The following is a 26,613-nucleotide window of genomic DNA, read 5'->3' as shown; positions in this document are numbered from 1 at the left end:
ATCACGGTTGTAGTGCCGCTCGGCTTGGGCTTGTCCGGTGAGATATGCAGTGGGCCGAGCGCCACGGGCAACCGACCCGGGTCCGCCATCGGATCCCGTCGATGATCTGGCGTTTCGTCCATTGCGGGGGCGGGCGGCCCGCCTTCTTGTTGCGGGGCAGCAACGGTTCCAACCGCGCCTATTGAGCATCGGTTTCACCAACAAGTTGCAGGGATGGCACCACGGTGCCACCCCTCAGCTCACTTCGACACAGACCCTAGTCGACGCCGAGGGTGACTTCGGTTGATTTGATGAGGACCGTGACCCGGGAACCGTCGCTGAGTTGCAGGTCGTCGGCCGCGGCGCGGGTGATGGAGGAGGTGATTTCGTCGCCGCCGGTCAGCCGGACGCGGACGACGGCCATCGCTTCGCCGCGGGTGACCGAGACGACTGTTCCATCGAGTTGGTTACGTGTGGATAGTCGCATGCCGGTGATCCTACGCAGTCCGAGTGCCGGTTCATCGGATGTTCGTACGCGCCGCATGGCCTGCCCACGCATAAACCATCGTTTGTGCCGCGACCTGACGCCCCCCTTTGACCCCATCCTGCGCCGAGGGGGCTCATCCCTTTACCGGTGGCGGGAGCCGGATGAGTAGGTGGATGAGTACTTCGGCGGAGTCGGGGCAGCAGTGCGGAAACAGCGTGGTGGCATCGGGATGCTCGTCGTCGTCGCACCGTTTGTACTGGCGATCCCTCAGGGCGGGTTCCAGCCTCAGGTGGTGCCCGCGCTCATACCGCCGGAGATGGTGATGGCCTCGCCGTTGAAGTGTCGCCCGGATTCGCCGACGAGAAGCAGGATGGCTTGGGAAACCTCGTGTGGCGCAATGAGATCGCCATTCGGCGGACCGGCGGCGAACATCGCCTCCACATCCTCGAGGGTGGGATTTTCGATATCGGGAACCATGGCCGAATACATTGCCGGATTCATGATCATATCGGTGCGCACACCGGCCGGTAGCACCGCATTGACGGTGACGCCGTGCGGAATTACTTCGTGCGCCAGCGATTTGACCAAACCGATGACGCCCCATTTCGCCGCCGCGTAGTGACCGGAGTTCGCCGCCCCCAAGCGTCCGACGATGGACGAGGTGGCAACGATTCTGCCCCACCGGCGTTCGATCATATGCGGCAGCACGGCGCGGAAACTGTGGAAGACACCGGTGAGGTTGACATCGATCATGTCCTGCCACATCTGCTCGTCCATCTCGGCGATGGCCGCGCCGGAGGCGATACCCGCGTTGGCGAGCAGGATGTCGATCCGGCCGAACTCGGCGATGGCCCGTTCGGCGAGCCCGTCCATCGCTGCGCGGCTGCGCACATCCGCCTGCACCGCGACGCAACGCCGCCCGGTCTCCTCGACGAGCTCGACGGTCTCGACGAGATCGTCTTCGGAACTCAGCGGATACGGCACGCTGCCGATCGACTCGGTGATATCGCACAGCACGATATCGGCACCCTCGGCGGCCAAAGTCAGCGCATGCGAACGCCCTTGACCGCGAGCGCCGCCGGTGATCACCGCTACCCTGCCCGCCAACTGCCCCATCTGTGTCCCCTTTCGACTGGTGATCAAATGATTTCACGATCCACACCATCGGTGCAGCCGATATTCGGCGAGATCCACACCGCGCGTTCGGTAATCATGGGTCAGCTCGCGGACCATCCCGACCAGCGGGTGACGTCGATAGCGAGCACGGGCCCCGGCGGCGGCTGGGTGCGGTATATCGGAAAGCGCGCGGTCAGCAGGTCCAGGGCCTGCTGAGCTTCGGCGCCGTCGGCGATTCGCGCGCTGCCGTCGGCCCTGGCCCACCACAGGTGCGTCCAGTCGTCGCTGTAGCGGTCGGCGAGCACGGCCACAGCGGGGTTCGCGGCGATATTCGCCAGGCGGCGCAAGGCGGTTGTCGTCTTCGGCTTGGCATCGACGGCGGTGTAGATGGTATCGCCGGCGACCGCGAAAACGATCGGCACGATATGCGGACGCAGGTCGGTTGATGTGCTGGCCAGTCGGGCTACCGGTTCTGCCAGGAACCGTTCTCGCGCCACCTTCGCATTCAGTCGCACCGAACCTCCGCATTACCATCGGAACCGATTCTCGGACCGGGACCCATTGCGTCAGCCCGGAATTCGACGGACAATCCGTTGCCACCAACGGAGTTTGGTTGGTGCGGGCTGATTGCTGGGCTCAGTCGCTTTCGGCTGCCCAACTCGACGCGTGGCGGCACGGTCGGCGTGCCATTGTATGACAATCGCCTCGGTATTCACCGGCCCGACCGGAACATACGGCCCGTGCGGCATTCGCAACCAGTCGACTATGCGCTCGTTCAGCTCCGATATCGTTTTACGAACCTCGCGTTCGGAGGTCATATCCCGCACCGTTTCCGGAAGTTCCTCGATATCGCGGCGCAATACCAGCGACGGGGGCAGTAGGCCGTCACCACGCACGCCCTCGCGGCGCAGGTAACTCGTCAACCACCAGTTCTCGTCGTCGACGGAGTTCGGGATCGGTTTGCCCGCGCCACGGAGGTTCTCGAATTCGCCGCGTTCGGTGGCTTCGCGGACCTGTTTGTCGATCCACGATTCGAAGGTGACACCGAGGGGTTTACGCTCGGTCATGGCAATAGCTTTGACGGAACGTCCATGAATCCAGTCTACCGACCGGTAAAGATGTTCCCATGACCAACCATATCCTCGCGATCGATCTCGGCAAGACCGGCTGTCGCGGTTCGCTGCGCATGGATGGAAACCAGGTGGGCTATGCGGAAGCACCGGGTGCACCGGGGCTCGCGCACGCCACGGGTGTCACTGCGGCGGAGCGTGCGATCCGCGTCGTGACCGATCAGATCGCCGCGCTACCAACAACGTTCACGCTCTCCGTGGGCGCGGCGGGTGCCGCATCGGCACCGGACGCGGCCGCTGCACTCGCCCGGCGGCTGACCGAGGTCCCCGGCGCAACCGCGGTCGCCGTGACGTCCGATGCCGTCACCGCACACGCCGGCGCACTGGGTGGTTCGCCCGGAGTCGTGCTGGCGATCGGAACCGGGGCTGTCGCGACCGCGGTCGACGCCGCCGGCCGGTTCACCCGAGTCGACGGTTGGGGACCGCAACTCGGCGATGAGGGCAGCGGCGGCTGGATCGGCCTGGAAGGTCTGCGCGCCGCGCTCCGTGCCCACGACGGCCGGGGTCCACGCACCATCCTGGTCGATAAGGTCCGCGAACACTATGGCGTCGACCTGGATGCGCTGCCGAAATACCTTGGCGAGCAGGATAACCCGGCCCTGGTCGCCGCCGGCTTCGCGCCCGTCGTTGCCGCAGCCGTCGACGATACCGCGGCCGCGATCATGACAGCCGCCGCACGCGCACTGGCCCGCACCGTCCTCGCAGCGATCGAACGATCCGGTATCCGCCCACCGGTCCCCTATGCGATCACCGGCGGTCTAGCCAAGCTCGGTGCACCCTTGCTGGACCCACTCGACCGTCGGATCGGGCACGCGATCGACCGCCGCGATCCGCTCGGCGATCCGATCGACGGTGCGGCGCTGCTCGCCGTCGACCAGGCGACCGCACTCGAAGCACTGGTCATCCGAATTTCTGACACTTATTGACAGACTCTTAATGACCCGTGACACTTAGTTGCACTCTCAGTCCGTCGCGTCACCCGGGAGCTGCGTTGAACGCACTCAATCTCGCCGTCATCGTCATCTATCTCGTCACCGTCGCGTGGATCGGCCTGCGGCTGTCCGGAAAACAGAAGTCCAGCAGCGACTACTTCGTTGGTGAGGGCCGAATGCCCTGGTGGACGGTATGTTTCTCGGTGGTGGCCACCGAAACCAGTGTGCTCACCGTGATCTCGATTCCGGGCGGAGCGTACACCGATCAGGCCTTCGGAAATGTCGAGTTGGCCATCGGTTACATCATCGGACGCACGGTCGTCGCGATCGTGCTGATACCGCTCTACAAGCGCGGCGGGTTCGTCAGCGCATATCAGTACCTCGAGTTGCGCTTCGGTCGCTATCTGCAGGGCGTGGCCGCGGTGACCTTCGTATTCACCCGGCTGCTCGCCGAGGGCGTGCGATTGTTCGCCTCCGCCATTCCGATCAAGTTGCTACTCAGCGAATTCGGGCTCGACTTCGGCTACGACGCGATCATCGTGGTACTGACGCTGATCACCGTCGTGTACACGTACCTGGGCGGCATCAAGGCGGTGATCTGGACCGACGCGCTGCAGATGGGCCTCTACCTCACCGGTGCGCTTATCGCGATCTGCGTGCTCACCGGCCATGTCGGCGCCGCCGGATGGTCGGATGCGTTGCATGCGGGCAAGTTCCGCGTCTTCGATACCGATTTCGGTCTCGCGCACATTCTCACCAGCACCTTTGCCCTCCCGACCGCGATTATCGGTGGCGCGATCTTCGCGATGGCCTCGCACGGCTCGGATCAGCTGATCGTGCAGCGCATTCTGGCGACGCGGTCGCTACGCGACAGTCAGAAGGCGATAATCGGTTCGGGTATCTTCGTGGCCATCCAATTCGCCGCGTTCTCCCTGGTCGGTGCGCTGCTGTGGTCCTACAACGGCGGCAAGTCGGCCAAGGAACTCGGATTGGCCAGCGCGGACAGCCTGTACCCCAACTTCATTCTGCATGGACTGCCAGTAGTGATCTCCGGGTTACTGGTCGCCGGAATCCTCGGCGCAGCAATGGGTTCACTGTCCGCGGCGCTGAATTCTATGGCCAATTCGACGGTCGCCGACATCATCCGCAGCTTCTCCCGACGCACGCTGGCCGATCACACGCTGCTGCGGCTGGCGCGGGTGATGACACTGGTGTGGGCGGTGCTGATGGCGCTGTTCGCCATGGGTTTCAGCGCGACGACGGGCAATGTGTACCTGACGGCGCTCACCATCGCGGGGTACACCTACGGTGCACTGCTCGGTGCGTTCCTGCTCGGGCGACTGGTCGCGCGCGCCAACCAGTTCGACGCGATCGTTGCCTTCATTGTCACGGTGATCGTGATGACATTCGTGGTGCGAGTGATCAAGATCGATGTAACCGTGGCGGGGAAGGTCGTCGAAAAGGGTATAGCGGCACAGTGGTTGGTGCCGATCGGCGTGCTTGTCACGCTGATCGTCGGTGGCATCGCCAGCCTGTTCCATCCGGCGCCAGCGTCGGATGAGCCGGAACATGTTGCGGCGGTGGCATAGTGCGCGTCATCGGGTTGATGTCGGGGACCTCGCACGATGCGATCGATGCTGTCGGCGCGGATATTGTATTGCGGGACGACACGATTCAGGTGCGACTCGTCGGACAGCTCAGTCGGGCCTATCCCGATGAACTACGGTCCGAACTCATCGCCGCCTTGCCGCCCGGTGCCATAGATATGGCGACCGTGTGCCGTCTGGATGCCGCAATCGGCCAAGCCTTCGCCGATGCCGCAGCTGCCGCACAGCGTGAGTTCTTCAGTGGCGCAGCCGATCTCGTTGCCTCACACGGACAGACCGTCTACCACTGGGTACAGGACGGAGCGGTGAAAGGCACGCTGCAGTTGGGACAGCCCGCATGGATCGCCGAACGCACCGGATTGCCGGTCGTCAGCGACTTTCGTTCGCGTGATATCGCCGCGGGCGGGCAGGGCGCACCCCTCGTGGGACTGTTCGACCTGTTGTGGCTGGCGGGACATCGCGAACGCGCGGCAGCGCTGAATATCGGCGGGATCGCGAATGTCACGGTCACCGGCGACCGGCCGGTCGCCTTCGATACCGGCCCCGGCAACGCCCTCATCGATGCGGCCGTCGAATTGTGCACCGGCGGCGCCGAGCGTTTCGACCGCTCCGGAGAACGGGCCGCCCGCGGGAAGATCGACGCCGATATGTTGGAAACCCTTCTCGCGGAGGACTATTACCGCGCACCGGCACCCAAGACGACCGGGAAGGAGCTGTTCAATCGCAGCTACCTCGAGCGTGTGTTGGACGGCCGGACACCCGCCGCCGACGATATTGTCGCCACTGTGACCGCGCTGACCGCACGTACCATCGCCGACGCCCTCGCACCGATGCGCCCGACCGAGGTCATCGCATCGGGCGGCGGAACACACAATCCCACCCTGATGGCAATGCTCGGCGCATATCTGGGCCCCACGAGATTGCGCACATCCGACGAACTCGGCCTACCGTCGGCAGCGAAAGAGGCGACCGCTTTCGCCGTGCTCGGCTTCCTGACCGCACACGGCCTCGCGGGCAGCCATCCCGCCTGCACCGGAGCGAGTCGCGCGGCGATACTCGGTTCCATCACCCCGGGTGCAGCCGGTTTCGCGCTGCCCGATGCGCCGACCACTATGCCCCGACAACTCACGCTGGCGGGTTGAACCATGCCCGAGTCCGAAGACGTACGCACTCGCCTACTGGCCGCGCTGCCACGACTCACCCCGACCGCACTGCGCGTCGCACAGGTGATACGGGACGATCCAGCCGCCGCCGCACAGCTCACGGTGAGCCAACTCGCCGAGCGGTCGGCGACCAGCACCTCCGCGGTAGTGCGGCTGGCGAAAACCCTCGGCTACGAAGGTTATCCGCAGCTGCGACTCGCCATGGCCGCGGTCGGCGGCGAGGATGGCGCGCCGGTATTCGCCACCGATATCGGTGCCGACGACGCGCTCTCGAAGGTGCTGCACAAACTCACCGCCTTCGAAACCGAGGGCATGATGGCGACCGCCGAACTCGCCGATCCGGCGACCATGGAGGCGGTCGTGGACGCACTGGTTGGCGCGCGGCGAGTGCACTTGGTCGGCATCGGCGCCTCCGGACTCGTCGCGATGGATATGGCGCAGAAGCTCACCCGCATCGGAATGTGGTGCGGCGCATGCACATCCGAGGATGACGCGGTGGTCCAGGCCAGCCTGCTCCAGGCCGGTGATGTCACCGTCGCGTTCTCGCATTCGGGTGAAACCGTGGCGGTCGTCGAAGCCGTGCTCCGGGCCGCCGACGCGGGCGTGACCACGGTCGCCGTGACGGCCGGGGCGCGATCCGGACTCGCGAATGCCGCCGCGCATACGGTGCTCGTGGCGGGACGCGAGGACGGATTCCGTTCCGCAGCAATGGCGAGTCGGATGAGTCAGCTCCTCATCGTCGATGCACTATATGTCGGCGTCCTGCAACGCACGCCGTCGGCGGCCAGGGCCCTGCGGCGCACCTATGAGGTGGTAGCCGATCGTCGAACCAAGGAGGCCGAATGAAGTACCCGGTGTCGCGGTGACCGAAATCGGTTCGCTGACCACCGAAGCGTCGAATCCACGCACCACCGCGCTGGATTCGATGCCGATCGATGAGCTGCTGCGCACCATGAACGCGGAAGACACCGGCGTGGCTTCCGCTGTGGCGCAGGCGATTCCGGAGATATCGCGGGCGGTCGAGCTGATCGTCGCGGCACGGCGGCGTGGCGGTCGACTGGTCTACGTCGGAGCCGGCACCAGCGGCCGACTCGGTGTGCTCGACGCGGTCGAATGTCCGCCGACCTTCGGCACCGACCCCGGCGAAGTCCTCGGCATAATCGCGGGCGGACCCGATGCCTTCCTGCGGGCCGTCGAAGGTGCCGAGGACGACCCAGCGCTGGCCGCCGCCGATCTGTTCGCCATCGCGCTCACCAGCGACGATGTGGTCGTCGCCCTCGCCGCCAGTGGCCGAACCCCCTATGCCATCGGTGCGCTGCGACATGGCCGCTCGATCGGTGCCGCGACGGTCGCTATTTCCTGCAACCGCAATGCGGAAGCCAGCACATTCGCCGATGTCGGCATCGAAATCGATACGGGCCCTGAGATTTTGACCGGCTCCACCCGGTTGAAGGCGGGCACCGCACAGAAGATGGTGTGCAATATGCTCTCCACCGCCGCCATGGTGCGGGCGGGCAAGGTCTACGGAAATCTGATGGTGGATGTGCGGCCCACCAATGCCAAACTCGTCGACCGCGCACGCCGCATCATCGCTGAGGCGACCGGAGCCGATCCGGCCACCGCCGCGGCATTGCTGGACGCGGCGGACGGCCACGTGAAAACCGCCATCGTCATGCGCCTGGCCGGAGTCGACGCACCGAAGGCCCGCGCACTGCTACAGCACGCGGACGGATGGGTGCGTGATGCCGTGCATCACTGATATACCGTTTGCCGCATCCGTGCGCGGCCAACCGCTACCCTGACCACAGTTCCGCGCACCGCCGGAACGATGTGTCGGCAATTCGGAGGCACCATGCTGTCCCTGCAGGAGATTTCCGACCGCCTGGAGATCGAGGACCTCATGGTCCGGTACTCCCATGCGGTCGACACCCATCAGTGGGATCTGCTCGACGAGATTTTCACCGCGGATGCGTATATCGACTATTCGGCCATGGGTGGCGCGGCCGGTGATCTCGAATCCACCAAGAAGTTCCTCGCCACCGTGATGCCGAACTTCCCTGCGTTCCAACATCTGATCAGCAATTCGTCGATCACGGTCGACGGGGACAGCGCCACCGGGCGCACCATGTGCCACAACCCGATGCTGGTCTCGACCGGCGAAGGTCAGCAGAGTCTGATGCTGTGCGGGCTCTGGTATCACGACATCTTCGCCCGCGTCGATGGCCGCTGGCGGATCAAGCAGCGCATCGAGGAGAAGAGTTTCATGTTCGTCGCGCCGGGCACTGCCTGAAGGTTCAGCCGGTCTTGTGTGCCACAGCGAAGACCCTTCGCAACGGCAGCCAGGTGGCGCCGAGGCCGCGCGTAAGAGCGGCGCCAGCTGTGCGGTGAACTCCTGCCAGCCGGCGCCGGCGAGTGCGTCGCGCACTGGAGGCAGTGCGGTTCCGCTGACCCATTCGAGTACCGGATCCGCCCCCGACAGCCGTTGCCGGCTGGTCCGGCAAGGCTCGGGCCGGAATTTCCGGCTCGATCTGCGGGTTGGTGCGGAAAACAAGCGATGGGAGTGCAGTGAACGACTTCAACGCGCAGGTAATCAACGAGTTCCGCGCCAATGCGGGCAAGGTCGGCGGCATGTTCGAGGGTGCGCCGATGGTGCTGATCACGACGACGGGCGCCAAATCCGGCCGCCAGGTCACCAACCCGCTGGTCTACCTCCCCGACGGCGAACGCATCGTGCTCGTCGCCTCGAACGGCGGCGCCGATAAGCATCCGGCCTGGTACCACAATCTGCGCGCGAATCCGGAATGCACCGTGGAGCTCGGTACCGGGAGCTATCCGGCGAAGGCCGAGGTGGTGACCGGTGCCGAACGTGATGAACTGTATGCGCGGATGGTCGAGATCATGCCGGGATTCGGTGAGTATCAAGCGAAGACATCTCGGGTAATTCCGGTCGTCACGGTGCATCGGCAAGTGGTCTGAAGGTGTGCCAGCCCGGTTATTCCGGCCGGGCTGGCGGCAGCCGTTCAGGATTTGTGACCGAACCAGCGTCGCAGCGCCTCGTCGAGTCCATCACGCTGACCGGAATCCGCGGCCCAGGCCACGTAACCGTCCGGCCGGATCAGCATGGCGGAAAGCTCGCGTGGTGCAACGGGTTTCGCGGTAACGATATGCACCAGATCCGACCACGGCCGCGCGATCGTCCGCAGCTCCGCGGAATCGGCCAGATCCAAGAGGATTGCACGACCATCGGCGCAGTGCATGCCGACGCGACTGCCGTCGGACAGCTCGATATCCGGTGCGACCGCGCCGATCAGATCGTGACGACCACCGAGGTCGTAGCGGTGCAGCACACCGGAAATCCTCTTGGAGATCGCGGTGGCGCCATCGCGGGTGGCGAGCAGATCGATCATCACCGCGCGTAATGCCTTGCTGCGCTGGTCGAGTCGCATCAGGGCGACTTGTGCGCGGGTCCAGTCCAGCACCCATGCGCCGACCGGATGACGTTCGGCGGTGTAGGTATCGAGCAGGGTTTCGCTCACATCGCCGCGCACCACGGCGGCCAATTTCCAGCCGAGGTTGACCGCATCGCCGATGCCCAGATTGAGGCCCTGACCGCCGAACGGTGAATGCACATGGGCCGCGTCGCCGGCCAGCAGCACCCGACCCTTGCGATAGTCGGTGACCTGGCGGGTGTTATCGGTGAACCGCGTTGCCGAATGCACGGCGGTAATCTCGACCGGCACACCCGATACCGCGCGCAGGCTGGCCTGCAATTCGGCCGCGGTGACCGGCGTTGTCCGGTCGGCGGGCGGGCCGTCGAGTTCCACGGTCAGGATCCGGCCCGGCGTCGGGCCACTGGCATAGATCCCGGTCTCGGTGGTGTTCCAACCCGGCCGCAAACCCTCCGCGCCGGTCATTTCGACAACGGCCTGATGGCCGGTGATCTCCGGGTCCAGCCCCGGGAAATCGAATCCGGCCAGCTTACGGACGGTGCTGCGGCCGCCGTCACAGCCGACGAGCCAATCCGCGCGGACGGTGCGGTCGCCGAAGTGGACGGTGACAGCGGTTCCGTCATCGTCGAATTCGGTCAACGCCACACCGCGCCGGACCTCGATCCCGAGTTCGGCGGCGCGCCGAGCCAGGATCGCCTCGATGGCCTGTTGGACCACCAGCACCGCCTCGGCGCCAGGGCCGAGATCGGCGAAAACCGGGTCGTCGAAGTCGATCTCGCCCGCACGGAGCATGATTCCCGCGAAATGACCGGCGATCGGCAGGCGCTGGCCTGCGGCATTCGGTGCCATGCCCGCCGCGCGAATGCGCTGTACGGTCGCATTCTGCTGTTCGAGCAGTTCGGGCAGCATGCCGCGACGGTAGAACGCCTGCGCGGTCGGCACATTGATCGCACCGGCCTTGATGGTCATATCGGGTTCGGTCAGCCGCTCGACCACCAGTACCTCGGCACCGCCGAGGCGAAGTTCGCAGGCCAGCATCAGTCCGACCGGTCCGGCACCGGCGACGACCACATCGAATGTCTCGTTCATGAACTCGACTCTGCCGATCGGTGATTGCGGCGGGCTTGCGTCGCCTTGCATACGTCTTGCATCGTGCCGATGACGGTATTCGCGAATCCGCGGCTATGCCCGAGTTCTGCGAGGTGCTCGAAACTGTGGTCCGGCACCTAGCGGTGCGTAGAGAATCGAGTCGAGCGAAGGAGGCCACATGGAACCGATTGTTTCCGTCACCGGCGGCAAGATCCGCGGCCGGACGACCGCCGGGGTCAGCGCATTTCTCGGAGTGCCGTACGCGGCGGCGCCGATCGGACCAGCGCGCTTCCAACTGCCGACCCGGGTGCCGGACTGGCTAGGGGTCCGTGACGCGCTCACCCACGGCGCTACCTGCGTACAGACCCCCTATCCCCCGCCGATCCACGCGCTGATCGGCAGTGACGGGATTCCGGGCGACGAATATCTGAATGTCAACGTATGGACACGGGACCCGGGTGGTTCCGGTCTGCCGGTCATGGTGTGGATTCATGGCGGCGCATTCACCCGAGGCTCCAATGCCAGGGCGATCTACGACGGTGCCGCGTTTGCGCGCGACGGGGTCGTGCTGGTTTCGATCAATTACCGACTCGGAATTTCCGGCTTCGCGGCCGTGCCGGACGCGCCGCTCAACCGGGGATTGCACGATCAGCTCTTCGCGCTGCGCTGGGTGCAGGAGAACATCGCGGCCTTCGGCGGAGATCCGAACCGGGTCACGGTATTCGGTGAGTCGGCAGGCGGAATGAGTGTGGCGACCCTGATGGCTTCACCACTGTCGCGCGGGTTGTTCCAGCAGGCGATCATGCAGAGCGCCAATGGATCCGCCGCGGTGGCTGTCGAGGATGCGCGCAAACTCGCCGGAGAATTGGCCACGAGTCTCGGCATCAGCCCGACCGCGACGGATTTCGGCGAGCTCGGTCTCGATAAGCTGCGCGCGGCGCAGGATACCCTCGCGCTCGCGCTGATGAGTGATCCGGACCCGGCGCGGTGGGGATCGTCCATCATCGCCAACGGGATGGGGATCATGAGTCTGCTTCCGGTCATCGATGGTGATGTGGTCGAAGGACAACCGGTCAAAGTGCTTGCCACACAACCTGATCGGGCGGTACCCCTCATTGCCGGATGCACCGCTGAGGAATTCCGTTTCTTCACGTTTCCGACCGGTCTCGCCACCGGAATCACCACGGAGACACTGCCTTTCGCGCTCACCCGGTACGGACTCGATCCCGCGCTCGGAGACACCTACAGCGCCAATCGTCCGGGTGCCACGGCGGCGGATGTCTTCGCCGCCATCATTACCGATCGGGCCTTCCGCTCGGACACCCTGCGGATCGCGCAGTCCATCGCCGCTGCGGGCGCGCCGAGCTACGCCTATGAGTTCGCGTGGTCATCCGGCATCGAGGGGCTCGGCGCCTGTCACGTCTTGGAGGTGCCGTTCGTCTTCGACGCACTCGCGGGCGCGCACACCCTGACCGGCCCCAACCCACCGCAACCACTCGCCGATGAAATCCATTCGGCGTGGGTGGCTTTCGCCGAGTCCGGTGATCCCGGGTGGGCACGCTTCGAGGAGAAATCGCGGCTGGTACAGATCTTCGACAGTCCGGAGTCGGGTGTGGTGAGTGATCCGCGTGGGGACGAATTGGCGGCGCTGCGTAAGTCGGTCGCCTGAGTTATCAAGAGGCGGTGGGCCGACGCGGGCGATGCCGCCATGGGTCCACCTGATCTTGGTTACTTGTCGAGTTTATCGGAAATCGTTGCGGCGGAGGCGCGTAGGGCGGCGCGGGCCGCCGCGACGGCTGGGTGTCGACCGGTGCCGCGCCGGTAGGCCAAGTGGGTTTTGCGTCTGGTGGGCAGGGCCGTGAGCGCCACGTTCGGCGGTGGGGTGAGTGCGCCGAGTTCGGGGACGAGGGCGACGCCTTGGCCGGCCGCGACCAAGGCGAGGACGGTGCTGAAATCATCCACGTGATGACGGACCCGCGGGGTGAATCCGGCTGCCTGGCAGGCCCGAATTGTCATGGTGTGGCAGAGCGTACCGGGGGTGCCGGCGATCCAGGAGGCATCGTGGTGGTCTTCCAGCGGTGCGGTGGTCGGGGCGGCCAGATAGATGGTCTCCTCGAGGAGCGGCTCGGTGTCGAGGGCGGGATCGGGTTCGGCGGGCACGTAGTCGTACTCCTGGACGAGCGCGACGTCGAGCGTATCCGTGCGCAGCGCATCCGGGACAGTGGCCGGATCCAGTTCTGTCACAAGCAATTCGAGTCGCGGATGCTCGCGGCTCAGTGCGACCGACGCCGGAGCGAGGATCGTGGCGACCGCGGTCGGGAAAGCGCCGATGCGCAGCGTTCCGGTGAGTGTGGCACGGGAGGCGGCGAGGTCGGCGGTGGCCTGTTCGAGTGCCGCGAGGATTGTCTCGGCGTGTTCGACCAGGGTGAGTGCGGCGGGTGTCAGAGTGACGCGTCGCCCGGTTCGTTCGAGCAGCGGCACACCCGCTTCCCGCTCCAGTGCGGTCAACTGCTGGGAGACCGCCGACGGCGTATAGCTCATTGCCTCCGCGACCGCCGCGATCGTCGTGCGATGGGCCAGTTCGCGCAGCAGGCGCAACTTTCGAACATCGAGCATCAGTTCAGCTTATGCTCGACGGAAGAAATGTGAACTAGACCTGAAGTATGCGAGCGGTCAGTGTTGAAACCATGACGCTCACCGGTCTCTTCGTCCCCCTGATCACGCCGTTCGCCGCCGACGGCGAGCTGGCCGCCGACGCACTGGCGGCACTGGCCCATGAGGTACTCGACGACGGTGCAACCGGCATCGTCGCCCTCGGGACAACCGCCGAAACCGCCACCCTTACCCCGGACGAACGCCAGCGCGTCCTCGATATCTGCGGCACTGTCTGCCGGGAACGCAACGCCCCCTTGATCGCCGGTGCGGGCACGAACTCCACCGCGGCTTCGGCCGAAGCGCTCTCCGCCCTCGGCCCCACCGTCACCGCCGCACTGACCGTTGTCCCCTACTACACCCGGCCGTCCGAAGCGGGCGTGCTCGCCCACTTCCGCCATCTGGCCGCCACCAGCCCGTTTCCCCTCATCGTCTACAACATCCCGCAACGCACCGGTCGCTCCCTCGGCCCCGACACTCTCCACGAACTCGCCCGCATCCCGAATATCCTCGGCTTCAAACACGCCGTCGGCGGCATCGACGACACCACAACGACTTTTATGGCCGCCCTCCCACCCGACGTCACCGTCCTAGCCGGTGACGACCTGCACGCCGCACCACTCCTGGCCCTCGGCGCTGCCGGCGCCATCCTCGCCACCGCCCACCTGGCAACCTCGGCCTTCGCCTCCCTGATCCACCTCTGGCGCAACGGCCCCACCCAAGAGGCCCGCACCCTCACCCACCGCCTGATTCCCCTTTCCGCAGCCCTCTTCTCCGAACCCAACCCAGTAGTCATCAAGTCGGCCCTGGCCGCCCAAGGCCGCATCCCCACCCCCACCGTCCGCCTCCCCCTCCTCCCCGCCACTCCCGAAGCAACCACCGCCGCATTAGCGGCCCTGTCCCGCCTCCCGGCACCCATCCCCGCCTGACCGGCCACTACATCCAATCCCTCAGCACGACAAGCGGTTTGACGAATCGGGCCCGGGAACATGGCAGCCGAACACGCCACCGACGACCGCACCTCGTCGTAGGCGGAGGTTGGTCGACGCGCGCGGTCGTTGTCTTCCTCAGTCCAGGTAGTCCCCACTGAGATCGGCCGGGTGTCCTGTTTGACCGAAACGGCGCTGAGGTTGTGAACCGGGCTCATACTTGTTTGGCCGGGTCTTCACCACCAAGCTGGCGCGGCTCAACGCTATCCGGTCAGGTTGCTGGTGAGGTCGCCGCCGACGCACTCTTGCAGTAGCGGCAGTAACCCCAGCAGGTCCCGCCGCTTGCTAGTCGGGACCCGGTGTTCATCCCAGATCACAGTCGCCACAGCAGCGGTGACAGACGATCGGGCCCGGTGTTGGAGCCGATCGATTCTCATTATCGCGGCAGATACGACCTGGAGGCCGTATCACATCCAGCGATCAGGCTTTGAAATACACCATTTGATGGCTGGTTGCCAGGAGTGAACCCCCGACTCCCCATAGTTCGGCAGATTGGTCGAAAAATCCCCCGACGAACCGGTGGCCGCGAGCAACGCCGAGCACGGGCCGATCTCCCTGCTTGGCAATCAGATCAGCGTCGGCATGAAAGTTCACTGTCATCGAGACTGTGCCAGCGGGTACGATCCGCCCCAGCCGCAGCATGACCCTTGGTAGGAATGTGTCGGCAAGCGCAGTGAGGGCCGGATAGTCCAGCGGGCGGCGGGGCTGGTCACGCACCCAATGGCTGGTCTTCGAGTCCGCCTGACCGCTGCTGGCCATCATGCCGTCTATGCCGCCTTCGACGAATCTCATCTCGTAGCTGCGAAACCACCCGATGCCGTCCGGAAGCTCCTGCGGGGCCACGGATTCTGCAGGTTGCACGGCCGGAGCGACCAGTTCATCGTCTGCCCAACTCGGCCTTCGAACACCGAAGACCGCCGTCGCCGTGGCATTTGTCAGGCCGCCTTGCCGCAAAGCCAGAGTCCAGTGTTGCGTGCTGCGGCTGGTGCGCACCGGAGTGGTCTCGACCTCAAACTGCCCGTCGGTGATCGGCCCGGCGAAGTTCACAGTGAAGGAGACCGGTTCACCGATCCGATCGGGATGCTCTAGCGCGGCCCGCAGCAACGTCGCAGCGGTGATACCCCCGAAGGGCCCGACCATGTTGGCGTACTCCGCAGTTGTTCTACCCAAACGCGTACCTGTCCCACTGGCAATGAGGGCAGTCGCTGTATCGAATGGATGGGGCGGGGCAATGGTGGGCGACATTTGGCTCCCAGGGAACGGTGACCAGTATAGATAGAACTATGTAACAATAGAACTAATAGGGTGGTCGGTCCAGTCGAAGGGAGGCAGGACTATGGCTTTGCGTCATGCGGTGCTGGCGGCGTTACTCGACGGTGAGATCTCGGGGTATCAGCTGGCAAAGCTCTTCGACATCACGGTGTCGAACTATTGGCACGCCCAGCCACCTCAGCTGTATACGGAGCTGTCCAAGCTGGAAGCCGAAGGTCTGGTAGCAGGCCGTGAGGTGCCCCAACAAGGCAGACCCAACAAGCGCGTCTACGCGCCTACTAGCGCGGGGATTCTTGAGTTAACTGAGTTCATCACCGCTCGCGGCAAGCCGTCATACATCCGCGACGACCTACTCGTGAAGGTACAAGCGGCCGACGTCGCGGGTACTACATCGCTGGTCGCGCAGATCGAAGAACGGGCGGCCGAAGCAAGGGCAAAGATCGAACGTTTCGACCAACGTCTGCGACGCGCGCGCGACGAACTAGACGAGGAAACATACTTAGCGAGTACACCGCGGATCGGGCCATATCTCGTCGGCTTGCGGGGCAAAGCCTTTGAGCAGGAAACACTCAGCTGGTGCGAGTTCAGCGCTCGGATCTTGAAGGAACGAACGCGTTCTCTCAACGGTCCGACGGTCATCGAGCCCACCCAACCCGAGGAAGGTAGCGACGATCTATGACAGGTATCGCGTCTCCGCTCCCACCCCAGTCTGATGACACACCTTCTATCAGACGAGCTGGACAGTTCGGTTAGCTGACACCGACTCACAACGGCAGCTTCGATTCGATGCAGCTGAGCGGTCCCCGATGACGAGACCACCCGGGAATAGAGCCAGGTGATTTCGTACCGTGTTCAGTTGGTCCCGCAGGCCACCGGATGGTGGGTGTGGGTGCAGGCCGCAGCGTACTCGGCCGGCGTCAGGTAGCGCAGCGCCGAATGCCGGTGCCGCCGATTGTGGTCGACCTTGAAATCGCCTATCACCACCCGGGCTTCGAGCAAGGTGGTCCAGTGGTTGCGGTTGAGGCACTCGGTCCGCAGCCGCCGGTTGAACGATTCGACGAAGCCGTTGTTCCAGGGCGTGCCCGGAGGAATGTAGGAGATCCCGACCCTGTCGGCGTAAAAGCGTTGCAGGGCATGGGAAATCGTTATCCATCCGCAGCACCCTCGGCGGGCCGCCGGCCTCGGCGAACACCTTCTCCAGCTCGGCGACCAGCCTGTCGGCGGTGATCGACCGTTCCACCACGTGAAGCAGGGATTCGCGGGTGTGCTCGTCGATCATCGAAGCGATCTTCACCGCCCGACCATCGACCGTCGAGTCGAACTGGAAATCCAACGCCCACACCACCTTCGGTGCATCAGCCTCGACCAGCGGGACCGAGGAAACCCCGGCCCTTTTGCGGGGATGGTGTTCGCGGACCTGCAGGCCCTCCTCGCGCCAAAGACGGTGGACCTTCTTGATGTTGACGCCTGCGCCCTCGTCGAACCGCAGGACGGCCCAGGCACGGCGGAACCCGTGCCCCTGATGTTTGACCGCGTACGAAGCGCAGCCACGCACGCAAACCGGCATCCGGATCGGTCGGGGTGTCCTTGACCGGCAGCCGCCGATAGGTCGACCGATTCAGCCCAACGACCTTGCACGCGAACCGTTCCGACACGCTCTTCATAGTGCGAAGCATGTCCACAGCGCGGCGCTTGGCTGCTGGGCTCAGAATTTTCCCCGAGCGATCTCCCGCAGCGCGTCCTTCTCCAGCTCGGCATCCGCGAGCAGCCGCTTCAGGCGGGCATTCTGCTCTCGCAGCTCCTTGAGCTCTTTCGCCGCGTCGGTGTCCACACCGCCGTACTGGCGGCGCCAGTTGTACAACGTCGCCGTCGACACCCCGATCTCCGCGGCAACCTCCTCGCCGGTCTTACCGGCGGCGGTCAACTCGTCAGCACGGCGCAGCTTCCGCACGATGTCCTCCGCGGAGTGCCGCTTGCGTCCTGCCATGTCCCTCAGTGTCCCTTCTCGGGCCCTCACCAGGCCAAACAGGACTCTAATACCGAGTGGTCTTATTCATCGGGGACGGCCCACTTGTTCAAGACCGAGGTCGTCAACCGGCACGGCCCGTTCAAGGCCCTCACCGAGGTCGAATTCGCGCTCATGGATGGGCCGACTGGTACAACAACGCCCGTCTACACTCCCGGCTGGACTACCTGACCCCGGCCGAATACGAAGCCGCGTACTACTCTCAACAATCACCACGCCGACCTGCGCTGGTCTGAAACCGAAGCCGGTCCCTTACCCGTGACGGTTCATCGCGCCGCTGATTCCTTGTTCGAGCACACACAACCGTGGGAGGCGCAAGTGGCTGAGATCGACATGGAAGGTGAGGACCTGTTCATTCCGTTCTCGGAGATGGGTGGGGAGGAGCCCGATCGACCAGACGGTGCCCGTGGGACGTCGGCCAGGATCTACAACGATTACCTCTTCAGCATCGCTATCCTCCGGTACGCCTCCGGGGCTTATCGGAACCTGTACATATTGGAACCCGGTACCACCAGCATCGACTACTGGACCGACGACAGTCTGTGGCTAGCCCCCCTTTTCGGACGCAGGCACCTGATGGATTTCAGTTCCGGCGGCGGCTGGAAAATGTTCTCCATGCGCAATAGGTATCTGGCGCCCGGTACGAACAACTTCACCCACGTGTATTCAAGTTCCGCATCAACGTCTTACGGGCACGAGGTCGAGGATGCTGGCGATGGCGCTGCGGGACGTGGACATTGATCCCGGACTGAGTGCGTAACTTCAGCTGAGAGCCCGATCCGGTCCCTTCCGGATTGGGCTCTCGTCGGTTTCTGTCTCGGACGCCCCTCAAAGCCGCGCGAACGGCGTCGAGTTCGGCGGATCGTTACCGGGCGCGCCGGTCCACGATGAGCCGTACACTCGCCAACAATGAACGCCACGTCGAAACGTCCGTTTCCTCTACTGCCCCCGGGGTCCACTTCCGAAGCCCCAGCGATTCGAGGTAACGACTGGTCGGCGTTCCAGCAACTCGTTCAGCTCGAGGACCACTGGACACTCAAGGCGTGGCCACCGGGCCGGGCTGGGTTCTACTGGTATCTAACGTTCGATGATCCGGCACTATCCGCACTAGCGCGAGCGTGCCAATCCGCGTTGCCGACAGACGATATCGACCTAGTGCCGCCAGATGGACTGCACATCACACTGATGGGAATCGGAAGTACGGACGAAGTCTCGACCGATGATCTCGCTGAGATCATCGGTATTACACGAGAAAAACTCTCCAGCGTCGAGCCGTTCGATCTGTGCGTCGGCCCGCTGTCGGGTTCGCGCAGTGCCATTCGGTTCTCGGTTGCGCCGTGGGACCAGCTCCTCGAGCTGCATCGTCTGCTCCGCGCGTGCACGCTGACACTCCGGCCAGGAACTCACCTGGCGATGACCTCGGAATTCCGTCCTCACCTTGGCATCGGGTACATCAACCGGCCGCAGCACTCCGCAGACCTGGTCTCCGCGGTCGCGGCGTTGCGTCGCCTGCCGACCGCGAAGGTCAGCGTCGACAAGATCGACCTCGTAGAACTGCGGCGCAATGGGCGGCAGTACCAATGGCAAGACCGCACGGTTCTGTCGTTGGGTACTTAGCGATCCTCCGGTGCCGCGAACTCCCGGGCGGCGGGAGCCCATTCGTGCAGCTCGTCGAGATAGCCAGCTGATCCGCTCGATGGCACCGTTTCCATGAGTTCACCGAGATCATGCGCCCGCTGCCACACCGACCTGATTGGCCGATCCGTCGACTGAGCCAGGGCCTCGACGCCGAGCTGCGCCGCCTGCTCGACATCCCGGTTCGGCTGACGAAGCAATGCGGCGGCGACGTCGAGCCGGACCAGAGAATGACTCCACACGGAGTCGGCGGCGTTGACCCGATCCTCGACCTGGTAACCGTATTCGAGAGCACGCTGGTACTGGCCACCCGAAAGACATGCTGTCGCTGCGTTGGCAAGCAATCGAGCTTCGCCGTACGGCGCGAAGGTAAGGGCAGGGGTAAGGCCAGGCCCAGTGTCAAGCGCCGCGGCAATCTCATTAGCCTGCTCGATTGCACTAGTAACTCCATGGGCGTCCCCGAGCTTGCCCATGGCGCGTGCCAAGCCATTCGAATACAGCCGAATCGATTGTGGCCCACGGCTGGACAGGTCGAGCCCCTCGTAAGCCAGTCGAACAGCAGCAGCGAAATCCCCTTGGTAGTAGGCACAGAAGCTCTCGGTGCCCTTTACCCAAGCCTGAAGATCTATGTCGTCCACCCGGGCGGCCGTCGCGAATGCCTCGCGGCAGTACATTTTCGCGTGCCCGAACCGTCCCCGGTTAACCGCCATGTAGGCGAGTACTCCCGATAATTGTCCTGCAATTTGATAGAGGCGGCGAAGCTGATCGGGATGCCGCCGTTGCTGCAAGATAGTCTCGACGTGCGCACGGGCGGAAACAGCTTCGGGTGCCAGCCGCCGCGGTCCTTCCAATTCATACCGGTCGAGTATGTCGTCGACCGCAAGCGACAAGATATCGAGGACCTCGTCGTCCGCATCGACCTCGGTGAGGCGTTGAACCCGCTGTGCAATTACTGCTGGGCTGTCGAAATCAGTGCTCCTGCCGGCTGTCGATACGGTCAGTTGCGCTGACACGCTGCCGGATCCAGAAAGCGCAGCCTCGAACCTCGCCAGCTGCGCTTGGTCGAGACGCTCCAGCACGGTGTCCATGGCTGCGGCGTACTGGCCGGACAGCGTGATGGACTCCTTGCGCCCTTCCCACTTCCGGACAACCGCCTCGGTGAAGCCGAGGATCTCAGCAAGTTCCTTCTGGGTGACGCGAAGTACCGCAAGTCGCATCACCTTGACCTCACGACCTGTCCAACTGGTCACGATCATCGAATCGACCCCCGCCCTCACCAGCCCATTCATGAAGCGTAGAGGTTCCGTAGCGGTCATGTGGCTTCAACGCGAGCGTGACCGGAGGGATGGTTTGTGTGCACCCGGCGGCGAGCCGATCAGCAGCCCAAGTTTCGTCCCCTGACGGAGCGCTCGCGATAGCTCACTCCCGCAGAGCAGACCCGCGAGCCCAAGCATCCTCGGCGCCGAGTGCTTTCCATTCCACACGGACATCACTTAGGGGTAATCGGAATGCCCGCAGAACTCAAAGTCGCCACCGCCGTGGCCGCGGTCCTCGTCATGGTGAGGATCGCGACCTATGCCCTGGTGCAGTCATTTGGCGGCAGAGCCGCGCCGGAGCGAGCGGCACCCGCAGGCGAGATCCTGCAACGAGTGGCTGGTGAGGACACATGCCACCGCGCGCCCGGATATCCGTACGCGATCGACGAGGCGCACTGGATCATGCAAGAACGCATCGATTGCACCATCGAACGCTGTGCCGCGAAACGCATGGCGTACACGACGTTGGTAGAGGCAGGGCGGATCGTCCCGGCTAGCGAGCGGCACGTCCGATGAGCGGCCTGATCCAGTTCAGCGACGGGCAGTTCGGGTTGGTCGACGACGATGGGTTCGTCGACGAGTTCGACGCCGTCGAGCTGCCTGAACTCGAGACCACCACTCCAGCGCTCTGGGCGGTGTTCATCGACATCGACGCCACCTCCGCGGTCGACACCCAGCTGCCGGAACGGACTGCGTTCGTCGGACCGCCACATCCGCTGGACCTGCCGGCCGAATTCATTGAGCGCGTCGCTAACGCAGTCCGTGAGTGGGGCGAACGTTGAGACTGCCCGCCAGCCGGATGCCCACCGCCGCCGCGTACCGGCCGGACTCCCGCGACGCCGGAATCCGCCGCTACTTCGGCCTCACCCAATTCGCGCTTATGACCGGAGTACCAGTAACGAAGCTGTCCGCCTGGCGGCACGGCACCTCCGTGTGGGTACCCACACCCGATATCGACATCGGCGACCACGGCGGCTGGTCGCTGGCGTGCATCCAAGCATGGGACCCGGACCGAAAGCCGTTCGGGCGACCGCAGACACGCTACTTCGCCGACACCGCCACCATCCGCGCCCGCTACCACGGCATGCCCACCTCCACCCGGTGGGCGTGCATCGGCGACGGCACCATCCCCCGGCCTGTCGTGTGGGTCGACAACCGACCGGGCTGGCTGTCATGACCGGCGTCGACGACTGCCGCGTCGACCCCGGTGTACTCACCGGTGACGACGCTGTCCGCGCGATGAGCGTGCACTACGGCTGCCCGCCCCAGTGCCTTCCACGCTGCCGCGCCGAGGACGCCATGACCCGCGAGTTCGTGAAAGTCGCTCGGATACCCGGCGAGTGGGACGCGGACCTGGCCGAGAAGGTCCGGCAGATCACCGAGCTGTTGTGACGCCGTGTCCGTCACAACACCGTTCCCGGCTGTCCGTAGCCGGGAACGGTTCTGATCGACGCGCGGGTGCTCCGACCAAGCACCCGTGTCGAACGGTGGTGCGACAGTGACACCGAACGGGCAACGACGACCATACGGAGGTATCGCCGTGGGGAATGACGAACAGATCGGTTTCGATATCGAATTCGATGACAAGACTCAGGGCTTTCTTGATTGGGTTGCGCCAGAGCGCATGGAATCGGAGGTAAGTAAGTTCCTGACCGACACGATTCCTGGTATCGCGGACTATTCGACCGATACGTGGTGGAAGCCTCCGGTGTTGACTCGGATCCTCGAAGCCACGAAAGAACTCTTCGGCGATTGGGATGGATTCATTGCACCCGAGAACCGAGAGCGGGCCGATCAATTGGTCAGGTTCGTGGGTGAATGCTGCATACGACGGCATCCCGGAATGACTTGAGCGGTTTGACGAATCGGGTCCGGGAACATGGCAGCCGAACACGCCACCGACGACCGCACCTCGTCGTAGGCGGAGGTTGGTCGACGCGCGCGGTCGTTGTCTTCCTCAGTCCAGGTAGTCCTCTTCCAGACGCTCCAACACCCAGGCCCAATATGCCGACCCCGCCCACTCGTGGGCGCGGATCGCGGCAATCAGCTCCCGCGCGGCCGCGTCGGAGTCCAGACCCTCCAGCCGCGCGGCGAGACCCGCCATCAACGCCACCGCCCCTGCCGCCTCCCGCACCGAGGCGAACGCGACGCCCTGGTCGCCCTCGCCGTGATCCCAGCCGCTCGGCGCGTAGACCTGAATCACGCCGGTCTCACCGTCCAGCATCAGGGTCATCTCCCCGTAGAACTCACCGAGGCCGTAGGCGTACTTCACGGGTGGGGAGTCGTCGTCGGGGTAGCGGCGGCCGAACAGCTCGTCCGGGTCGGCCTCCCACATGCCCTTCGTCGGCAGGTCCGCCGAGTTGAACCACTCGCCGTCCACCGCCACTGCCGGGAACCCCACCTCAGTGAAGAAGGCCCGCGACTCGGCGTGCTCCAGCCGCTCGGGCAGCTCGGCCGGACGCCACAGGGCACCGGCGCCGACCTGCGCGGTCAGCCATTCGAGGGTGGGATCCGCCGCCTCGGTGATCTCGATCGTCATGGTGCTATTGAACGCTGAAGATTGACGATCCGCCGTGTGTGCAGCGCTACACCGAGCGAGAGAAGACGAAGCTCGAGCACGTCTGGGCGATCTAGCTGGCACCACTACCCCCGCGCCGCGTCGGGCCGGAAAACCTTCCGCCAAGGCCTCTTTCACTGTGTCGTTGGCGAGCAGTTGCGCGGCCAGTTCGCGGGCGAGCAGCGGTGCCGATGTCGAGTTACCTGAACCGGGCAGCCCGTTGACCGGCACTAGGAGCTTGTGCAGGGCGCTCGCTCGTTGCGTCATCCCGGCATTCTTGCAGCATTCGTCACTCGCTGGGATTGCTGTTCAGGCGGGTTGCGCGCCAGGTCGGCCGGTGGGCGTTGGTGATCCAGCGCAGGATCCATTCGGCGGGGCCGTAACGGAACCAGTGCAGCCAGATTGCGCTGAAGGCTAGTTGAACGATGAAAACGAGCAGGGCGGTGGACATGGTGGCGAGCGGGGAGAAAGTGCCCGCGGCGGCGAGGCCGATGCCGGTGAAGATCAGGAGGCCGATTGCTGATTGGGCGAGGTAGTTGGTGAGGGCTATGCGGCCTGCGGGGGCGAGGGCTGTGCGGATAAAGGAAGTGCGGGGACTGTGCATTGCGCGGAGCAGGGTTGCGATGTAGACGGCGGCGAGGAATGGGGCGGTGGCCACGCTGATCGCCACCGCGAGTACGTGGCCGACGCCGCCGCCGATGGTGAACAGGATGCTGCCCGCGAGGCCGATGGGGAAGCCGATGAGCTGGATTCGGCGCAGGATGGGTTCGTCGCCATGTACGTCGGCGAGCAGTTTGCGGCGGCCCGCGACCGTGCCGAGTAGGAACATGGCGAGCGCGGTCGGGCCCTGCAACGTAAGGGATTGCAGGACAAGGAGTCCGAGTCCATCGAGGTGCGCACCGATGATCTCGCCCCAGCCGCCGAGCATGGCCTGCGTGGCACGCTCGGCATGGGCCTGTGCCTCGACGGTCGAGGGCAGCAGGGCCGACGCATCCATGACCACCGCGCCGAGCAGCAGGCTCGCCACGACCAAGCCGTACAGAATCGCCGCGACACGCAGCGCGGTGCGGTCGCTGACCCGCCGCATCCAGAACAGGACCATGCACGCCACCGCGTAGGTGGTGAGCACATCGCCCGCGTACAGGAACACGATGTGCAGCACACCGAGGACGAACAGGCCCCCGATGCGGCGCAGCATCCGTGGTTCGAAGGCGGCTCGCGCCGCGGCGGCCGACTCCATCTGCAGGGTGAAGCTATAGCCGAACAGGAATGAGAACAGCAGATAGAACTTCATATCGACGAACACATCGGACAATGCGCGCACGGCATCGTCGAGGATGGAGGTGTACGCGGGGTCGATCACCAGATTGCCGGGATAACCCGAGGCCATGAAGGTGATGTTGACGATGAAGATGCCCAAGAGGGCGAATCCGCGCAGGGCGTCGACGTCGTGCACTCGTGATCTGGAGGCGACCAGTTGATCGGTCATAACGCGCCACCTTCTCCAATAGTATCCAAGGGATACTATCCAATATATACTATCTATCGGGCTAGTATCTACCGAAGCATCCGCGATCCGAGGAGGTACAGAGCCATGACCGACGAGGCGGTGCCCGCCGACCTGGGCAGGCTCTGGCGACTCCCGGCGCCCGCGCGGCTCGGCCGACCGGCGGAACTCGACGTCGACCGGGTCGTGCGCGCCGCGGTGGATCTCGCCGATCACTCCGGGCTCGGCGCGGTCACGCTACTGAAGGTCGCGCAGACACTGGGTTTCACGAAAATGGCGCTGTACCGCCACGTCGGTTCCAAGGACGAACTCTTCGAGCTGATGGTCGATTTCGCCACCGGACCGGCACCGGATCTCGGAATCGCGCCCATCGACTGGCGGGCCGGTTTACGCCAGTGGGCGCACGCGATGCGCGCGGTCTACGCCGAGCATCCGTGGCTGCCGCAGATACCGATCTCCGGGCCGCCCCGCGGTCCGAACATGATCGGCTGGATGGATGCCGCACTGCGCGCACTCGCCGACACCGGACTCCCCTGGGCGACCAAGGCGGGCATCCTGATGCTGGTGAGCGGACATGTGCGACAAGCGAGTCTGCTCACCCAGGACGTCACCGAGGCACTGCGCGGCACCGGACTCGACGAAGCGCAGGTCAATCGGAACTACCGCCGCACCCTGGCGAAGCTCGTCGATCCGGACCGCTTTCCCGAGGCGGCCGCACTGCTTGCCAGTCCACTGTTCGAAACGCCGCCGGACGCGGATACCGACGTGGCCGAGGATGATTTCGTATTCGCGCTGGAGTTGATCCTCAACGGTGTGGCCGCCGAGATCGATCACGCATCGGACTCAGTCGAGTAGACGCCAGGCCCACGTGGTGGATAGTTCCAAGGGGTCACTCGCGGTGACCGGCCGGGGGTGGGTGTTGATGCCGTTGGGCGGACCGGATTGTGGCTCGACGCAGGCGGCTTCGGGTTGCTGGTCGAAGATGACGACCCACTCGGCGGGACTGGTGATGGTCAATTCCAGGGCATGCGGCCAGGTCAGGGTGACGGCGGTGCCATCGGGCATCGCGAAACAGTCGTCCCAGGGGCCGGGTTGCGGGGTAGTGCGGCGTCCGGTCGGGAGATAGTCGGGGCCGCGTTCTTCCTGCCATGCGGGGCTGAAATTGAGCTGGATGTCCTTGCCGGAGACCAGATTTCGCCGAAACCACGGATGCCAACCGACCTGCGCCGGAAACGGCTCGCCCGCTGTTTCGACCCGCATGGTGAGGGTGACAGCATGCTCGGTGAGCTGGATTTCCTGGGTGACTCGCCCGTGATACGGCCACGGGTCGGTGAGTTCGCAGCTCAGGGCGGCGGTGGAGGCCGTGGTGCTGAGGACGTGCCAGGCCCGGTCGCGGGCCGTGCCGTGGATGGCGTGTGGATCCGCGTTGATCGGCATCTGATGCAACGTGCCACCATATCGGAACTGCCCAAATCCCATTCGCCCACACCAGGGCGCCATCGGAAATGCACCGTACCGCGCTCCCTGCCGCAATAGCTCCAGCTCACCGACCCGAAAACCGGTCAGCCGCCCGCCATTGTCCGGATCGATGCTGACCTGCGCCTTTCCGACGGTCAGCACAACACTGGAATTGCCAGCATCGACCATTTGGGCTCGTCCTCCGACTAAGGGTCAGGTAAAACACACTGCCATGAGCAGCCTGGTCCG

At 64.7% G+C, this 26,613-nt stretch carries 31 protein-coding genes and 2 pseudogenes; 19 read left to right on the top strand and 14 right to left on the bottom strand.

The features are described from left to right. Nucleotide 1: 1 nt before the first annotated feature. From AB0J29_RS18675 to AB0J29_RS18655, 5 genes are all read right to left on the bottom strand, one after another. Nucleotides 2-172 (bottom strand): transposase, encoded by a 171-nt coding sequence (locus tag AB0J29_RS18675; protein ID WP_364787190.1) that lies wholly within the window; start codon nucleotides 170-172, stop codon nucleotides 2-4. A gap of 84 nt (nucleotides 173-256) precedes the next feature. After that, entirely contained in the window at nucleotides 257-466 is a 210-nt protein-coding gene (locus AB0J29_RS18670) for a TOBE domain-containing protein (RefSeq protein WP_364787187.1), read from the bottom strand. Between the two features lie 285 nt (nucleotides 467-751). After that, on the bottom strand, nucleotides 752-1,582 hold the full coding sequence (locus tag AB0J29_RS18665; RefSeq protein ID WP_364787184.1) for a mycofactocin-coupled SDR family oxidoreductase: 831 nt from the start codon (nucleotides 1,580-1,582) through the stop codon (nucleotides 752-754). A gap of 101 nt (nucleotides 1,583-1,683) precedes the next feature. Further along, complete coding sequence (locus tag AB0J29_RS18660) at nucleotides 1,684-2,091, bottom strand: TIGR03668 family PPOX class F420-dependent oxidoreductase (RefSeq protein WP_364787307.1); 408 nt, start codon at nucleotides 2,089-2,091, stop codon at nucleotides 1,684-1,686. Nucleotides 2,092-2,148: 57 nt separating this feature from the next. Next, entirely contained in the window at nucleotides 2,149-2,649 is a 501-nt protein-coding gene (locus AB0J29_RS18655; protein ID WP_364787181.1) for a DUF1992 domain-containing protein, read from the bottom strand. Between the two features lie 59 nt (nucleotides 2,650-2,708). Here AB0J29_RS18655 and AB0J29_RS18650 point away from each other — a divergent pair, with 59 nt between their 5' ends. From AB0J29_RS18650 to AB0J29_RS18625, 6 genes are all read left to right on the top strand, one after another. Further along, entirely contained in the window at nucleotides 2,709-3,638 is a 930-nt protein-coding gene (locus AB0J29_RS18650) for a BadF/BadG/BcrA/BcrD ATPase family protein (RefSeq protein WP_364787178.1), read from the top strand. Between the two features lie 65 nt (nucleotides 3,639-3,703). Beyond that, a complete protein-coding gene (locus AB0J29_RS18645) occupies nucleotides 3,704-5,233 on the top strand; it encodes a sodium:solute symporter (RefSeq protein WP_364787175.1) in 1,530 nt (509 codons plus the stop codon). Beyond that, nucleotides 5,233-6,393: an anhydro-N-acetylmuramic acid kinase gene (locus AB0J29_RS18640; RefSeq protein ID WP_364787172.1), complete on the top strand. Its 1,161-nt coding sequence runs from the start codon at nucleotides 5,233-5,235 to the stop codon at nucleotides 6,391-6,393. The genes AB0J29_RS18645 and AB0J29_RS18640 overlap by 1 nt, the downstream gene beginning before the upstream one ends. A gap of 3 nt (nucleotides 6,394-6,396) precedes the next feature. Then, nucleotides 6,397-7,260, top strand: a complete 864-nt coding sequence (locus AB0J29_RS18635) for a MurR/RpiR family transcriptional regulator (RefSeq protein WP_364787169.1) — start codon at nucleotides 6,397-6,399, stop codon at nucleotides 7,258-7,260. A gap of 16 nt (nucleotides 7,261-7,276) precedes the next feature. Next, the gene (murQ, locus tag AB0J29_RS18630; RefSeq protein ID WP_364787166.1) at nucleotides 7,277-8,173 is read left to right on the top strand and encodes an N-acetylmuramic acid 6-phosphate etherase; all 897 of its coding nucleotides are present in this window, start codon (nucleotides 7,277-7,279) and stop codon (nucleotides 8,171-8,173) included. A gap of 93 nt (nucleotides 8,174-8,266) precedes the next feature. Next, complete coding sequence (locus AB0J29_RS18625) at nucleotides 8,267-8,704, top strand: nuclear transport factor 2 family protein (protein ID WP_364787163.1); 438 nt, start codon at nucleotides 8,267-8,269, stop codon at nucleotides 8,702-8,704. Between the two features lie 4 nt (nucleotides 8,705-8,708). Here AB0J29_RS18625 and AB0J29_RS18620 read toward each other — a convergent pair. Then, nucleotides 8,709-8,893: pseudogene (locus AB0J29_RS18620) on the bottom strand (trans-aconitate 2-methyltransferase); the annotation flags it as partial. Nucleotides 8,894-8,979: 86 nt separating this feature from the next. Between AB0J29_RS18620 and AB0J29_RS18615 the strand changes: the two are divergent. After that, the gene (locus tag AB0J29_RS18615) at nucleotides 8,980-9,390 is read left to right on the top strand and encodes a nitroreductase family deazaflavin-dependent oxidoreductase (protein WP_364787160.1); all 411 of its coding nucleotides are present in this window, start codon (nucleotides 8,980-8,982) and stop codon (nucleotides 9,388-9,390) included. Nucleotides 9,391-9,434: 44 nt separating this feature from the next. Here the strand turns inward: AB0J29_RS18615 and AB0J29_RS18610 are convergent, their stop codons facing one another. After that, the gene (locus AB0J29_RS18610; protein ID WP_364787157.1) at nucleotides 9,435-10,952 is read right to left on the bottom strand and encodes an FAD-dependent monooxygenase; all 1,518 of its coding nucleotides are present in this window, start codon (nucleotides 10,950-10,952) and stop codon (nucleotides 9,435-9,437) included. Between the two features lie 178 nt (nucleotides 10,953-11,130). On the opposite strand from AB0J29_RS18610, the gene AB0J29_RS18605 reads away from it, so the two are divergent. Continuing rightward, the gene (locus AB0J29_RS18605) at nucleotides 11,131-12,621 is read left to right on the top strand and encodes a carboxylesterase family protein (protein WP_364787154.1); all 1,491 of its coding nucleotides are present in this window, start codon (nucleotides 11,131-11,133) and stop codon (nucleotides 12,619-12,621) included. A 59-nt stretch (nucleotides 12,622-12,680) separates the two neighbouring features. Here the strand turns inward: AB0J29_RS18605 and AB0J29_RS18600 are convergent, their stop codons facing one another. Further along, nucleotides 12,681-13,568, bottom strand: a complete 888-nt coding sequence (locus tag AB0J29_RS18600; protein ID WP_364787151.1) for a LysR family transcriptional regulator — start codon at nucleotides 13,566-13,568, stop codon at nucleotides 12,681-12,683. A gap of 71 nt (nucleotides 13,569-13,639) precedes the next feature. On the opposite strand from AB0J29_RS18600, the gene dapA reads away from it, so the two are divergent. Then, a complete protein-coding gene (dapA, locus tag AB0J29_RS18595) occupies nucleotides 13,640-14,533 on the top strand; it encodes a 4-hydroxy-tetrahydrodipicolinate synthase (RefSeq protein ID WP_364787148.1) in 894 nt (297 codons plus the stop codon). A gap of 480 nt (nucleotides 14,534-15,013) precedes the next feature. Here dapA and AB0J29_RS18590 read toward each other — a convergent pair whose 3' ends face one another. Next, on the bottom strand, nucleotides 15,014-15,838 hold the full coding sequence (locus AB0J29_RS18590; protein WP_364787145.1) for a thioesterase family protein: 825 nt from the start codon (nucleotides 15,836-15,838) through the stop codon (nucleotides 15,014-15,016). A 91-nt stretch (nucleotides 15,839-15,929) separates the two neighbouring features. Here AB0J29_RS18590 and AB0J29_RS18585 point away from each other — a divergent pair, with 91 nt between their 5' ends. Beyond that, on the top strand, nucleotides 15,930-16,544 hold the full coding sequence (locus AB0J29_RS18585; protein WP_364787142.1) for a PadR family transcriptional regulator: 615 nt from the start codon (nucleotides 15,930-15,932) through the stop codon (nucleotides 16,542-16,544). Nucleotides 16,545-16,717: 173 nt separating this feature from the next. Here the strand turns inward: AB0J29_RS18585 and AB0J29_RS18580 are convergent. Next, nucleotides 16,718-17,852: pseudogene (locus AB0J29_RS18580) on the bottom strand (IS3 family transposase). A gap of 56 nt (nucleotides 17,853-17,908) precedes the next feature. Here AB0J29_RS18580 and AB0J29_RS18575 point away from each other — a divergent pair. The 3 genes from AB0J29_RS18575 to AB0J29_RS18565 all read left to right on the top strand — a co-directional run bounded on the left by AB0J29_RS18575 (nucleotide 17,909) and on the right by AB0J29_RS18565 (nucleotide 19,508). Continuing rightward, nucleotides 17,909-18,127 carry an IS3 family transposase gene (locus AB0J29_RS18575; protein ID WP_364787139.1) on the top strand — a complete coding sequence of 73 codons (219 nt, stop codon included), beginning with the start codon at nucleotides 17,909-17,911 and terminating at the stop codon, nucleotides 18,125-18,127. Nucleotides 18,128-18,209: 82 nt separating this feature from the next. Further along, complete coding sequence (locus AB0J29_RS18570; RefSeq protein WP_364787136.1) at nucleotides 18,210-18,632, top strand: hypothetical protein; 423 nt, start codon at nucleotides 18,210-18,212, stop codon at nucleotides 18,630-18,632. A gap of 168 nt (nucleotides 18,633-18,800) precedes the next feature. Then, nucleotides 18,801-19,508, top strand: coding sequence for a 2'-5' RNA ligase family protein (locus AB0J29_RS18565; RefSeq protein WP_364787133.1), 708 nt, complete (start codon nucleotides 18,801-18,803; stop codon nucleotides 19,506-19,508). Here the strand turns inward: AB0J29_RS18565 and AB0J29_RS18560 are convergent. Next, complete coding sequence (locus AB0J29_RS18560) at nucleotides 19,505-20,842, bottom strand: hypothetical protein (protein WP_364787130.1); 1,338 nt, start codon at nucleotides 20,840-20,842, stop codon at nucleotides 19,505-19,507. The two genes, AB0J29_RS18565 and AB0J29_RS18560, sit on opposite strands and share 4 nt — an antisense overlap. A 192-nt stretch (nucleotides 20,843-21,034) precedes the next feature. Here AB0J29_RS18560 and AB0J29_RS18555 point away from each other — a divergent pair, with 192 nt between their 5' ends. The 5 genes from AB0J29_RS18555 to AB0J29_RS18535 all read left to right on the top strand — a co-directional run bounded on the left by AB0J29_RS18555 (nucleotide 21,035) and on the right by AB0J29_RS18535 (nucleotide 22,694). Beyond that, nucleotides 21,035-21,358 (top strand): hypothetical protein, encoded by a 324-nt coding sequence (locus AB0J29_RS18555; protein ID WP_364787127.1) that lies wholly within the window; start codon nucleotides 21,035-21,037, stop codon nucleotides 21,356-21,358. Next, the gene (locus tag AB0J29_RS18550; RefSeq protein WP_364787124.1) at nucleotides 21,355-21,624 is read left to right on the top strand and encodes a hypothetical protein; all 270 of its coding nucleotides are present in this window, start codon (nucleotides 21,355-21,357) and stop codon (nucleotides 21,622-21,624) included. The genes AB0J29_RS18555 and AB0J29_RS18550 overlap by 4 nt, the downstream gene beginning before the upstream one ends. Next, nucleotides 21,609-22,019, top strand: coding sequence for a hypothetical protein (locus tag AB0J29_RS18545; RefSeq protein WP_364787121.1), 411 nt, complete (start codon nucleotides 21,609-21,611; stop codon nucleotides 22,017-22,019). The genes AB0J29_RS18550 and AB0J29_RS18545 overlap by 16 nt, the downstream gene beginning before the upstream one ends. Next, the gene (locus AB0J29_RS18540) at nucleotides 22,016-22,234 is read left to right on the top strand and encodes a hypothetical protein (protein WP_364787118.1); all 219 of its coding nucleotides are present in this window, start codon (nucleotides 22,016-22,018) and stop codon (nucleotides 22,232-22,234) included. Before AB0J29_RS18545 ends, AB0J29_RS18540 begins: the two co-directional genes overlap by 4 nt. A 148-nt stretch (nucleotides 22,235-22,382) precedes the next feature. Further along, nucleotides 22,383-22,694, top strand: coding sequence for a hypothetical protein (locus tag AB0J29_RS18535; protein ID WP_364787115.1), 312 nt, complete (start codon nucleotides 22,383-22,385; stop codon nucleotides 22,692-22,694). A gap of 105 nt (nucleotides 22,695-22,799) precedes the next feature. Here AB0J29_RS18535 and AB0J29_RS18530 read toward each other — a convergent pair whose 3' ends face one another. Then, the gene (locus AB0J29_RS18530; protein WP_364787112.1) at nucleotides 22,800-23,381 is read right to left on the bottom strand and encodes a hypothetical protein; all 582 of its coding nucleotides are present in this window, start codon (nucleotides 23,379-23,381) and stop codon (nucleotides 22,800-22,802) included. Nucleotides 23,382-23,688: 307 nt separating this feature from the next. Continuing rightward, nucleotides 23,689-24,888: a DUF418 domain-containing protein gene (locus AB0J29_RS18525; protein ID WP_364787109.1), complete on the bottom strand. Its 1,200-nt coding sequence runs from the start codon at nucleotides 24,886-24,888 to the stop codon at nucleotides 23,689-23,691. A gap of 105 nt (nucleotides 24,889-24,993) precedes the next feature. Here AB0J29_RS18525 and AB0J29_RS18520 point away from each other — a divergent pair, with 105 nt between their 5' ends. Then, the gene (locus tag AB0J29_RS18520; RefSeq protein WP_364787106.1) at nucleotides 24,994-25,761 is read left to right on the top strand and encodes a TetR/AcrR family transcriptional regulator; all 768 of its coding nucleotides are present in this window, start codon (nucleotides 24,994-24,996) and stop codon (nucleotides 25,759-25,761) included. Here AB0J29_RS18520 and AB0J29_RS18515 read toward each other — a convergent pair. Beyond that, complete coding sequence (locus AB0J29_RS18515) at nucleotides 25,750-26,553, bottom strand: aldose 1-epimerase (protein WP_364787103.1); 804 nt, start codon at nucleotides 26,551-26,553, stop codon at nucleotides 25,750-25,752. The two genes, AB0J29_RS18520 and AB0J29_RS18515, sit on opposite strands and share 12 nt — an antisense overlap. Nucleotides 26,554-26,613: the final 60 nt, after the last annotated feature.

Source organism: Nocardia sp. NPDC049707 (assembly GCF_040674855.1).
In the GTDB taxonomy this organism is placed as follows: Bacteria; Actinomycetota; Actinomycetes; order Mycobacteriales; family Mycobacteriaceae; genus Nocardia.
This window is presented reverse-complemented; position numbering and strand designations above follow the sequence as displayed.